Origin of the sequence: Mycobacterium sp. (assembly GCF_036490025.1) — a bacterium.
Taxonomy (GTDB): domain Bacteria; phylum Actinomycetota; class Actinomycetes; order Mycobacteriales; family Mycobacteriaceae; genus Mycobacterium.
In genome coordinates this window covers 67,285-78,539 of sequence record NZ_DASXEP010000080.1, presented here as the reverse complement: position 1 = coordinate 78,539, position 11,255 = coordinate 67,285, and the positions used below count along the sequence as shown (strand labels likewise).

Sequence of the window (11,255 nt, the reverse complement as noted above, 5' to 3'; positions counted from 1 at the left end):
CCGGCCGGGCGCACGATGTGTCTCATGCGTTATGTCGTTACCGGCGGTACCGGGTTTATTGGGCGCCGCGTGGTGTCCCGTCTGCTGGACACCCGACCGGACGCCGAGGTGTGGGTCATGGTTCGCCGCTCATCGCTGAGTCGCTTCGAACAGCTGGCCGGCCACTGGGGTGAGCGGGCAAAACCGCTGGTGGGCGAGCTCACCGAGCCGAACCTCGGGTTGGCCGACGAGGCCGTCGCCGAGCTGGGCCCGGATGTCGATCATGTGGTGCACTGCGCGGCGATCTACGACATCACCGCCGCCGAATCCGAGCAACGTGCCGCCAACGTCGAAGGCACCCGTGCCGTCATCGAGCTGGCACGCCGACTCGATGCCACGCTGCACCACGTCTCGTCGATCGCGGTGGCCGGCGACTTCCACGGTGAATACACCGAAGCCGATTTCGACATCGGTCAACAGCTGCCGACGCCGTATCACCAGACGAAGTTCGAAGCCGAGATGCTGGTGCGCTCGACGCCGGGGCTGCGGTACCGGATCTATCGGCCGGCCGTCGTGGTCGGCGATTCGCGCACCGGCGAGATGGACAAGATCGACGGGCCGTATTACTTTTTCGGCGTGCTGGCCAAGCTGGCCGTGCTGCCCCGGCTGACGCCGATCATGTTGCCCGACACCGCTCGCACCAACATCGTTCCGGTCGACTACGTCGCCGACGCCATGGTCGCGCTGATACACGCCGACGGCTCGCCTTCTTGGGACGGCCGAACCTTCCATCTGACCTCGCCGAAAACCATTGGGCTGCGTGGCATTTATCGGGGGGTTGCGGCCGCTGCCGGTTTGCCGCCGCTGCGCGGGTCACTGCCCCGCTCGGTGGCGGCACCCTTGCTCAAAGTGCGTGGCCGGCCGAAGGTCTGGCGCAACATGGTCGCCACCCAACTGGGCATTCCCGGCGAAGTCCTCGACGTCGTCGACTTGGCTCCGACATTCAACTCCGAGCAGACGCAGAACGCATTGCGCGGCACGGGGATTGCGGTGCCGGAGTTCGGCAGCTACGGACCCGCGCTGTGGCGGTACTGGGCCGAGCATCTCGATCCCGACCGGGCCCGACGCGACGACCCGCAGGGCGCGCTGGTCGGCAGGCAGGTGATCATCACCGGAGCCTCCAGCGGCATCGGCCGGGCATCGGCCATCGCGGTCGCCGAACGAGGTGCGACGGTCTTCGCACTGGCCCGAAACGCTGACGCGCTCGACGATCTGGTCGCGGAGATTCGCGCCAACGGCGGCCAGGCCCACGCGTTCACCTGCGATGTCACCGACTCCGCGTCGGTGGAGCACACCGTCAAGGACATCCTGGGCCGCTTCGATCACGTCGACTACCTGGTGAACAACGCGGGCCGTTCGATCCGCCGGTCCGTGGTAAACCAGACCGACCGGCTGCATGACTACGAGCGGGTGATGGCGGTCAATTACTTCGGCGCGGTGCGGATGGTGTTGGCGTTGCTGCCACACTGGCGTGAGCGCCGATTCGGTCACGTCGTCAATGTCTCCAGCGCCGGCGTCCAGGCGCGCAGCCCCAAGTACAGTTCGTATCTGCCCACCAAGGCCGCGCTCGATGCTTTCTCCGAAGTGGTTGCCACCGAAACGCTTTCCGACCACATCACGTTCACCAATGTGCACATGCCATTGGTGGCTACCCCGATGATCAAACCGTCCCGCCGGCTCAACCCGGTTCCGCCGATCACCGCCGAACACGCGGCCGCGATGGTGGTACGCGGACTGATCGACAAGCCGTTGCGGATCGACACCCCGTTGGGCACGCTCTCCGAGGCCGGTCACTACTTCACCCCCAAGCTGTCACGTCGGATTCTGCATCAGGTGTACCTCGGCTATCCGGATTCGGCCGCGGCGCGCGGCGGTACACCGGCGGAAACCGGTGTGGAACAGCGATCTTCACGCCGTCCAAAACAACCTGCCCGTGCCGCGGTGGCCCGTCTCCGGGTGCCCGGCCCGGTCAAGCGAGCGGTTCGCCTGATACCCGGCGTGCACTGGTAGTCCCTGCCGGTATCGTTGCCGCGGTGTCCGCCGCACCAGTTTTCGCCGATGTCGACACCGGCGTCGACGACGCCATTGCACTGATCTACCTGCTGGCCAGTCCGGACGCCGAATTGGTCGGCATCGCCTCGACCGGCGGAAACGTTGGGGTGGAACAAGTCTGCGAGAACAATCTCGGTCTGCTTGACCTTTGTCGCGTCGATGGCGTACCGGTGTCCAGAGGGGCCGACCATCCGCTGAACTCGCGCACCCTGCTGGCGGGGACGGTCCACGGTCCGCGCGGTCTGGGATATGCCGAGCTGCCGCCGACCAATCGTCTCCGCTGCGGCGATGACGCCGCATCGGAGTGGGTCCGGGCCGCCCATCAGCATCCGGGAGAGCTGATCGGACTGGCCACCGGACCACTGACCAACCTGGCGCTGGCGCTGCGCAAGGAGCCTGCGCTGCCGAGACTGTTGCGCCGGTTGGTGATCATGGGTGGGGCGTACGACTATCGCGGCAACACAAATCCAGTGGCGGAGTGGAACATCGCGGTGGACCCGGAGGCCGCCGCCGAGGTCTTCGCCGCCTGGTCACCCGCGGAAGGCGCTGAGCCGCAAAGCCTTCCGATCCTCTGCGGCCTGGACGTGACCCGAAAGATCACCATCACCCCGGACATCCTGATCAGGCTGGCAACCGCTGCGGGCGCGACGACCACCGCGTTGAGCGTCGCGGACCGGCCGGGCACCCGGTCGTCGGCGTCCAATGCGCTGATTCGGGTGATCGAGGACGCGACACGCTTCTACCTGGAGTCCTACCACCGCCTCGGGCACGGGTATCAAGCGCACTTGCACGATCCACTGGCCGCTGCCGTCGCACTGGACCCGCAGCTCGTCGCCACCCGGCACGCCACCGTGGACGTCGAGCTGGCGGGCACGCTGACCCGCGGCATGACGGTCACCGATTGGTCGGGACGCTTGGGCCGAAAGCCCAATGCGCTGATCGGCGTTGACGTCGACCCGACGGTGTTCTTCGACCGGTTCGTCGATCGGGTAGGGGTACTCGCCGCGTCGCTGGGCTAAAACCTGCCCTGCCGCTGCCCGTCGAGCCGCTATCGTTAGGCCCCGGGAGGTGCAGTGCTCACGATCCTGCGGCGGACCATCAGCCTGTGGTGGCAGACCTGGCCCTGGTTGGTTGCCATCTATCTGATCGGCTGGTTCCTGCGGTACTGGGCGGTGCATCTGGCCATCCAGCTCGGCCTGAGCCACGGCGATTTCTGGGGAAGCCTGATCCTTCCGCTCGCGCCGTTGGCGCGGCTGTTGACTTACCTGGCCATGTTTTTGGTCATTCGCTCCGCCGTGCCGGGGCTGCAACGGGTTGAGACTGACGGGCAGCAGGCCAAGGGTGTTTTCGATGTCGTGATGACGGCACTTTTGCCGTTCTTGGTGATCTACGCCGCCTGGAAGTTGATCGTCCAGGATTACTACACCTACATCACCAGCATGAGCCATGCGTTGGTCAGCGACTGGAAGATGGATGCTGCCAAAGCGATTTTCAACGCTCACGTCGGTCCCAATCTTTGGGGCGCAATCCTGATCGCGTTCGTATTGCGCCAACTCATGGCCCGATTTCGAGAGCGGTTGCCGCGCTGGAGCCTGATCATCGCCGCTTATCTGGAAGTGGTGTGGCTGTATTTCGCAGTCAAGGCCTCGACCGTCGTTCTGTTCGGATCCCCCAAGTGGATTCGAGAGCGCCGGATCGTGGTGTGGCTGGGCAATGTTCGCGACATGGTGTTCTCCCATGTGGCCTGGCTGGCGCACTGGTGGAATGCAGCGGGAAGCGTCCTCGGCGCGACGGCGTCGGTGTTGGCGCTGGCGCTTGCCTGGCTGGCGATCGGTTCAGTCGTCTACGGAACGCCGTTTACGCCGACCTGGGCGGGCGCGCGGCGAGTGTTGTTGGGCGAGCGGGCCGGATCTGCGGTCGGTAGTGTGATCGAGCGCGGCCGAAACGCAGCTCAACCCCGCTGGCAGCGAGTTCCGGCCGAAATCCGCAGACGCGCAGTCGAGTTCACCCGATCGCAGCTGGGCCGGTTCGGGCCGATTGCGGATGCATGGCGACTGATTTTGCACGGCGGTGCGCTTCCGATTGCTTTTTTTGTACTGGCGTTCACCGGCTCAGTGTTGTTGGCGCCCAACGGTGCATATTTCGATCAGAGGGTGAGCGACGGCTATCTGTGGCGGGGGGTGGCGCTATTGATCGGCCCGCACGAATGGCCGTGGTGGCAAACCTACGAAGAACTCATCCGCGCGCTGGTCGGAGCCGTCGTCGAGCCATTGCGTATCTCGCTGGTGGCGGCGGCGTACTGGTTCTGTGTCGACCAGGTTCGCGCCGAGCAAGTCAGCCACGAATTATCCGGTGTCGAAACGGATCACCAGTAAATCGGTCGCCTTCGACAACTGCTTTGAGTTGTCCCACGAGGTCGGCAAGAACTGGACATCGACTGAAGTGATATGGACATCCTTGGGAACAATGAACGCTTGCAGTAGGGGCTCTCGGTATTTGGGGGAACAGATCGTGGTGACGTTGCGCTGTAATTGCCATTCGGTTATCCCCAGCGAGTAGGACTGCTTGGTCCACTGCTGGTTGCCCGCGTTCGCACTCGAACTACACACGCTGAAGCCGTCCGGAAGGCTCGCCGGCTTTCCGTCCTGGGTCCTCTGAAAGAGGTAGGTGGCCAGCCGGGTGTTTGGTGAGAGGTCGTAGATGTTCTCCGGTAAGTAGGAATCGTCTCCTCGCAGCTCATGGGGATCGGGCGGTTTCACCAGGGTGAGTTGCCAGCGGATGCCGCCGAGGACGATGGACTGACCATAGGGCACGGTGTGCTTGGGTTTCTGGTAGCCAATGTGTTCGCGCCAGGCGGGCAGGATGATGGTGATCCCGATCAGCTCTGTCATCAGGAGACTGATCAGTAGGGCTCGGCCGTTGCGGCGGATCCAGTCCTTCATTTCTTGTTCAGCTCACTGAGATTCAGCGAGGCTACCGGCGCTACACCCGTCAACGGTATGGTGATGGCCACTCGGGAATCCAGCGGTTGGAAGTCCATGGTTGCCGTGCTGCTATCGGTGAGTTTGTTGGAGACCAGCAGGGTGGCGCTGTGCGGGATTTGCGGCAACTCGAAGGACAGTGCTCCGCTCATCGGCAGGTCGGGTTGCGCAATGCCGTGGAATCCGGACAAGTTCGTATCGAAGGTTCTGCCGTCGGCTCGAAGGTCGAAGCGTGGTGCTTGCGGCATGAGCAAGGGTTCGTAGCTGATCATCATCACGAGCCACACACCTTGTGAGGGGAACCGGTTGAGTCCATGGGTCCCATTCGCGGTTACCTCGCGAGCCAGATAGGCGCGGTGGACGGTGACGGCGAGGTTGCGGCCGGCGACGCGTTGTCCGACCGTGCCGGGTACGTCAATGGGGGCCCATGACTGCAGTTTCGTCGGCAGCCACGACCACATCAGTCCTGCGGTCGCCAGCAGGACAACAGCCAGCACCAAGCGGGCTGCCGGCAATAGCGTTCTCCATGCGGTCACGGCAACTCCGAGGTAGGGATTCGCAATTCGGCGTAGTGGTCTGCATCGCCGGCCCAGCGGTGGGCGATGATGAAAGTCGAGACATAGGTGGACATTTTGTAGATACGGATGGTGACGTCGGGGTGGCGCCTCAGTTCGGCCGTGGACACCGCCCAGACCACCGAGTAATCGTTGGTGAATCCAGAATCGATGGATGGGACGTCGATGCCCTCGTGACCGCGGAATGCTGCTGCGTATCGACCGGCGTTACCGGTGATGGCGAACAGCTCATTGTTCCTGGGTTTCTGGGGCGCGCAGTCGCCAGGCCCCCCACCCAATGCGCCGCTGAGCGGGAAGGGTACGGACTCGTTGGCGGTGTTTTGAATCGTCGCGTTCAACACCAGAAATCGGCATTCCGGCGACAGTCGTGGCAATCCGTCCCGGTGATCGGTGAGCGATACCGAATGCGATGTAACGCGCAATGCCCCGGCGTTGTACGTCTGGCCCAACGAGATGGCCGTGACGTGGTGTGCGGTCTGCAAGCCGCCGAACGCAGCCGTGGCGACGAGGATGACAGCAAGGGCGGTCCAGCACAGCTGTTTCAGGGAGAGCCGCTGCCAGACCGTCCGCTGTTCGTCTTCGATGTCAGGCAAGACGCGTCTTCCCCTTGGCCGCTGGTGGATTGAGCCTGATCGTACCGTTGTGCAGGGGGCTGGTGGCGCGGATTTTACTCGTAGATTCCCTCCAGATACCACCTCCGCTGGCGGTAGCACAGTAGCAGCGCGGTACCGGGATCGGTTGCCCGCTCGCCGTCCAGGAGTACCTGCACACGTGCGGTACGGCCGCCCGCGTGATCCGGATCCCACCATCGTTCGTCGACGGGCCATGGTCCGGCCCACCAGCGCAGCCGGTCGTCGCGGTCGCGGGCGGTCAGCCGTGCCGGGTCGGCGGAGAACAGCCCGCGGCTGGTAACCCGAACCGAATTACCTTGACCATCAAGCAATTCCACCGGATCATCGAGCAGCACCGTTGGTGATGGCTCCGGCAATTGACCAGGCCATGGCCGGCACGCGTCGGCGCGCGGTACCAACTCGTCACCCAGCGGTGTCAACGTGATGCGCTCGGCCGGCCCGCGACCACCGGACAACACCGGCACTTGCACCGCCTCCGGACCGAGCAGGCCCTGCACCCGCACCAGCGCTCGACGGGCCCGCATCCTGTCTTCTTCGCCGAGACCACCCCATAGCGGTAACTGCAGCGCCCCCGCCGATACCACCTCCACCGCATGCAGCCGTAACAGCACCACCGCCGCGGTAGGTCGATCCACGAAAATCCGGGTGTTCAACCAGCCGTCCAGCTGCCAGCGCACCCGGTCGGCCGTGGCCTCCTCAGTCAACGGCTCGGCGCATCGCCAAACCCGGCTCAGCTCTTCGCCGTTGGCGGTGACGGCATGGACAGCCAGCCGGGTGCAACCCACACCGGCGGCCATCAACGTCTGATGCAACGCGCCGGCCAACGAGCGCCCGGCGAATGCCGCAGCATCGACCCGGTCGATCGGTGGATCGCAGCGCAGCACGGCATCGAGTTCGGCCGCCGGCTCGCGACCGGACGGTCCGCGTTCGGGCTCACCGCGGGCGAACCGGTGCGCGCTCACCGCGTCGGCCCCGAACCGGGAAGCCACGTCGGTGCGCGACAGCGCGGCGAACTGCCCGATGGTGCGGATTCCCATCCGCCACAACAGATCCGCCAGATCTGTCCGCCCCGGACCGGACAGACTGGGCTCGGTGGAGAGTTGGCGGATCGACAACGCCGACAGAAACCGCGCGTCTTCTCCCGGCGCCACGACACGGCCGGCGCGGGCGGCGAAGACCGCGGTGGACAGTTGATCGGCTATCCCGACCTGACACTCGGCACCGGCCGCGGACACTGCATCGGTCAGCCGCTCGGCGACCTGCTGCTCGGACCCGAAAAAGCGGGCCGCCCCGCGGGCCGGCATCACCACCAGGCCAGGACGCAGCACCTCGGCACGGGGCACCAGATCGTCCACCGCCACGACGATCCCCTCGAAGAAGCGAGCGTCACGGTCGGAATCGGCGGCCACCACGTGCAGTTGCGGACAGCGGGCCGACGCCTCGCGTCGTCGCAGCCCTCGCCGCACACCTACCGAACGGGCCGCCGACGAGCAGGCGATCACCCGGTTGGCCAGCGTGACGGCGACCGGAGCGGTCGCGGGCAGTCCCGCGGCAGCCGCTGCAGCTACTGCGGGCCAGTCCATGCACCACATCGCCAATACCCGTGCGGTCACCGACTTACCCCGCCCGAGCCCGTCTGATCGCCCGCCCAGCCGCGCACACTTCGAGCCGGACCTTGCTGATTCGTCCGAAACCCGGCTTGTCCGACGTCGTTTCGTAACCGCAGACTCGAGCTTTCAGCCGTATCGACGCGCCCTGCCAGTCGCCATCGGTGACCAGCAGCGTGCAGCCCTTCTGCTGAGCACGGGCCACCACGGCCCGGGCCCGGATCAACGGCACCGACCGCCCTCCCAGCGCCAGCACGATAAGATCCATCCCGTCCATGAGCACCGCGGCCACCTCCACCGGGTCGGTCCCCGGGTCCGGGATCACCGCAAGCCGGCTCAGATCGGCTCCCATTTCCGCCGCGGCCAGCAGGCCGACATCCGGTTGGCCGACGATGGCAACGTTCCCGCCGGTGGCCGTCACCGCGGCCACCATGCTCAGCGGCAGCGAACGGGCACCCGAGAGCACCGCAACCGTCCCCCGTGGCAACGCGTCGGGCAACACGGTGGTCAGCAAATGCGGAACCGGAAGCCTGGCCTCCGAATCCGGAAGCAGGTCGTCCACGTGGGCGTGGCCGCGCCGAGGGGAGCCGATCTTCCCGGATACCGCCGCCATCTGCCGTCGCAGCTGTTTCAGCTGTTCAGCACGGTCAATAGGCGGCTGTTGGGAAGCAAGCATCGCCGTCATCAGCTACTCCTGCGGTACGGGTGTTACTCCTGATGTTCGAATGTTTGTTCGAACACAATCAGTCAATACCCACCCACCGACAAGGTCAAGCGGAAGCGTTCCGCAGAGGCCAGCAGCTAACTCAGGCCAATATGCGCACCGGCACGTTGTTCCAGCCGATGCGTTGGTCAACGCGTCCTCCCACCAGGCGTATCAGGAAGACCGGCCGCGGCGCGGATCTGCTCGCGCACCGCCTTCGGGTCGACATCGGGAAACATGTAGTGGCTCAACCCCACTCGCGCGATCGCACCAGCAAGTCCGCGAGCGCTCGTCGCGGCGGCGATCCCGCCTTCACGTGCACACAGCCGTAATACCACCGCCAACCTATCGGTGATCATGGGCAACGCCTGCGCCATCTGTTCCAGCGCGAATCCGGGATCCAGGTCGAGTTGGCGCCCGGGCGGCTGATCTTCCACAAAAGTCGCCACCACATCGAGCGCAGCCTCCAATCGTGCGACGCCGGCGACGTCGCTCATCGCCCGTTCCATCGCCGCGTCGAATCGCCGCCGCTCCTGTGTTCCCAGCGCATCGATCAAGTCCTCTTTTGACGCGAAGTAGCGATAGATGGTCGGCCGTGACACTCCGGCGAGCGAGGCCACGTCAGACAGCGACAATTTGCGGGCGCCCGTCCTGAGAACGAGTCGTCGGGCCGCGTCCAGGATACGATTGGAAAGATCACCGTGATCGGAGGCGGATCGCCGCGGTTCAACAATCGACAAGGTACCAAACCCTCTGCTTCAGAACGGGATTCACGCGACTACCGGGTCAAGGCGCCCGAGTTCGCGCAGCCAAGGGATCAGCAAGCGTAATCCGTCGTCGAACGACATCGGCTCATAGCCGAGGCGCCGGGTGGTCAGATTGTCCCCCGTCCTGGGCTTACGCACGTCTTTGGCCGCGGCCTCCGCGATGGCCATCAAGGTGGGCCCGAACGCGGCCGTCAAAGCTTGCGGGTCGGATCGGTAGTCGAGATCTTCCACACGATGGTCGACTCCGGCGATCGCGCAGGCCCGATTGATGCCGGCCGCGGTGCTCAGGGTGTCGCTCGGCTGCCCCACCAAAAGGTAGCGTTCGCCGGGCATCCCACGGTCCAACGCCGCGATCGAACCCCTGGCGACATCTCCGCCCGCTACCCATGTCACTGGAAATGTCAGATAGCGCTTGATCTTTCCGCGCATACCGGCCAACAACACCCGGTTGAAGCTGGTGCGGTGCAATGCCCTGTCCACGACCAGTCCGGGGCCGAAAATTGCCCCTGGGTGACAGGTCAGCACGTCTTCGCCCTCAGCAGCACGTCGATGAGCTTCCAGGAACGCGGCCAGCTTGGTCACCGTGTAGGGATCGTCCGGCGGGTTCTCCAGAACGGGTGCTTCTTCGAAGCCGAGGTCCGTGCTCAGATTGATAAAGGTGGCCGTGCTCAGGGCGACGACCCGCCGCATTCCGCGCCTGTTCGCCGCGTCGAGCACGTTGGCAGTGCCGACCACGTTGACGGCCTTGAAGTCTTCGAGGTCTTGACTGGCGCCGCCGAGGAGCGCCGCACAGTGGATAGCCGCCTCGGCGCCCTTGGCCGCGCGCAGCACGTCGTCGGCATCAGTGATGTCGCCCTTGATCAACTCGACACCGATCCCGCCCAGTGCCGCCGCCTCATCCGGGTTGCGGACCAGTGCGCGGACGTGGTCGCCGCGCTCGATCAGCTGTTCACAGACGTTCCCGCCGGTTTGGCCGGTGGCACCGGTGACGAAAATCGTAGTGGCCATGCCCGAACCCTTCGTTACATGCACGACAGATTATGTGGCATTTGTAATGAATGACCAGCTGTTACTCTATCCTTATCGTATGGCGCTCGATCCGGCAAGCATTCTTTTGACAGACCGCGTCGCGGTCGTCACCGGCGCCGGAGCGGGTATCGGCCGCGGCATCGCAGCGGGTTTGAAGGCTTTTGGCGCGAAGGTGTCCATCTGGGAACAAAACCCCACTTCGTGCGCTTCAGCTGCCGATGAAATCGGCGCACTGGGCATCCCCACCGACGTCCGCGACAGTGCCGCGGTCGATGCCGCACTCACCCAGACCACAGCAGAGCTCGGGCCTGTCACGATCCTGGTCAACAACGCCGGAGGGGTCTTCTGGTCCGGGATCCTCGACACCAGCGAGAACGGCTGGGACGCGCTATACAAATCCAACCTGCGGCATGTCTACCTCTGCACCCAGCGGGTAGCCCGAGTCCTCGTCGAGCATGAGCTGGCAGGCAGCATCATCAGTGTCACATCGATCGAAGGTGTGCGCGCCGCACCGGGTTTCGCGACGTACGCGGCAGCCAAGGCCGGAGTGATCAACTACACCAAGACCGCGGCTCTCGAACTCGCCCCGCATGCCATCCGCGTGAACGCTCTGGCCCCCGACATCACGGTGACCGAAGGGATCATGCAGATGGCTCCGGCCGGGTCTGAAGAACGATTCGGTCACGTTGTCCCGATGGGCCGTGCCGGCCACGTCGACGAGATGGCCGGAGCCGCAGTATTTCTGGCGTCCGACCTGTCCAGCTATATCACCGGGCAGACGATTCACGTCGACGGCGGAACCCACGCCGGCAGCGGTTGGTATCACCATCCGGAGACCGGTGCTTACGCCCTGGGACCGACCTGACCGAA

The 11,255-nt window shown here is 64.9% G+C and carries 11 protein-coding genes; 4 read left to right on the top strand and 7 right to left on the bottom strand.

Going from position 1 to position 11,255, the window contains the following annotated elements:
• The first annotated feature begins 24 nt into the window (after positions 1-24).
• The 3 genes from VGG53_RS09390 to VGG53_RS09380 are packed head-to-tail and all read left to right on the top strand — an operon-like array spanning position 25 to position 4,466.
• Positions 25-2,049, top strand: a complete 2,025-nt coding sequence (locus VGG53_RS09390) for an SDR family oxidoreductase (RefSeq protein WP_331517767.1) — start codon at positions 25-27, stop codon at positions 2,047-2,049.
• A gap of 23 nt (positions 2,050-2,072) precedes the next feature.
• On the top strand, positions 2,073-3,110 hold the full coding sequence (locus VGG53_RS09385; protein WP_331517766.1) for a nucleoside hydrolase: 1,038 nt from the start codon (positions 2,073-2,075) through the stop codon (positions 3,108-3,110).
• Between the two features lie 54 nt (positions 3,111-3,164).
• Positions 3,165-4,466, top strand: a complete 1,302-nt coding sequence (locus VGG53_RS09380) for a hypothetical protein (protein ID WP_331517765.1) — start codon at positions 3,165-3,167, stop codon at positions 4,464-4,466.
• Here the strand turns inward: VGG53_RS09380 and VGG53_RS09375 are convergent.
• The 7 genes from VGG53_RS09375 to VGG53_RS09345 form a co-directional block, all read right to left on the bottom strand.
• Complete coding sequence (locus VGG53_RS09375; protein ID WP_331517764.1) at positions 4,437-5,033, bottom strand: hypothetical protein; 597 nt, start codon at positions 5,031-5,033, stop codon at positions 4,437-4,439. The genes VGG53_RS09380 and VGG53_RS09375 overlap by 30 nt on opposite strands.
• On the bottom strand, positions 5,030-5,608 hold the full coding sequence (locus VGG53_RS09370) for a hypothetical protein (RefSeq protein ID WP_331517763.1): 579 nt from the start codon (positions 5,606-5,608) through the stop codon (positions 5,030-5,032). Before VGG53_RS09370 ends, VGG53_RS09375 begins: the two co-directional genes overlap by 4 nt.
• Entirely contained in the window at positions 5,605-6,240 is a 636-nt protein-coding gene (locus VGG53_RS09365) for a hypothetical protein (RefSeq protein ID WP_331517762.1), read from the bottom strand. Before VGG53_RS09365 ends, VGG53_RS09370 begins: the two co-directional genes overlap by 4 nt.
• 74 nt (positions 6,241-6,314) lie before the next feature.
• Positions 6,315-7,871 carry a DNA polymerase Y family protein gene (locus VGG53_RS09360; protein ID WP_331517803.1) on the bottom strand — a complete coding sequence of 519 codons (1,557 nt, stop codon included), beginning with the start codon at positions 7,869-7,871 and terminating at the stop codon, positions 6,315-6,317.
• Positions 7,872-7,896: 25 nt separating this feature from the next.
• Positions 7,897-8,571 carry a hypothetical protein gene (locus VGG53_RS09355; RefSeq protein ID WP_331517761.1) on the bottom strand — a complete coding sequence of 225 codons (675 nt, stop codon included), beginning with the start codon at positions 8,569-8,571 and terminating at the stop codon, positions 7,897-7,899.
• 167 nt (positions 8,572-8,738) lie between these two features.
• A complete protein-coding gene (locus VGG53_RS09350) occupies positions 8,739-9,329 on the bottom strand; it encodes a helix-turn-helix domain-containing protein (RefSeq protein WP_331517760.1) in 591 nt (196 codons plus the stop codon).
• A 30-nt stretch (positions 9,330-9,359) separates the two neighbouring features.
• Positions 9,360-10,364, bottom strand: coding sequence for an NAD-dependent epimerase/dehydratase family protein (locus VGG53_RS09345; protein ID WP_331517759.1), 1,005 nt, complete (start codon positions 10,362-10,364; stop codon positions 9,360-9,362).
• 79 nt (positions 10,365-10,443) lie between these two features.
• Here VGG53_RS09345 and VGG53_RS09340 point away from each other — a divergent pair, with 79 nt between their 5' ends.
• Complete coding sequence (locus VGG53_RS09340) at positions 10,444-11,250, top strand: SDR family NAD(P)-dependent oxidoreductase (RefSeq protein WP_331517758.1); 807 nt, start codon at positions 10,444-10,446, stop codon at positions 11,248-11,250.
• The last annotated feature ends 5 nt before the right edge of the window (positions 11,251-11,255 follow it).

Coding starts and splice junctions, on each gene's coding strand:
- VGG53_RS09390 (WP_331517767.1), top strand. CDS start 25: ATGCGTTATGTCGTTACCGGCGGTACCGGGTTTATTGGGCGCCGCGTG.
- VGG53_RS09375 (WP_331517764.1), bottom strand. CDS start 5,033: ATGAAGGACTGGATCCGCCGCAACGGCCGAGCCCTACTGATCAGTCTC.
- VGG53_RS09360 (WP_331517803.1), bottom strand. CDS start 7,871: ATGTGGTGCATGGACTGGCCCGCAGTAGCTGCAGCGGCTGCCGCGGGA.
- VGG53_RS09355 (WP_331517761.1), bottom strand. CDS start 8,571: ATGACGGCGATGCTTGCTTCCCAACAGCCGCCTATTGACCGTGCTGAA.
- VGG53_RS09345 (WP_331517759.1), bottom strand. CDS start 10,364: ATGGCCACTACGATTTTCGTCACCGGTGCCACCGGCCAAACCGGCGGG.
- VGG53_RS09340 (WP_331517758.1), top strand. CDS start 10,444: ATGGCGCTCGATCCGGCAAGCATTCTTTTGACAGACCGCGTCGCGGTC.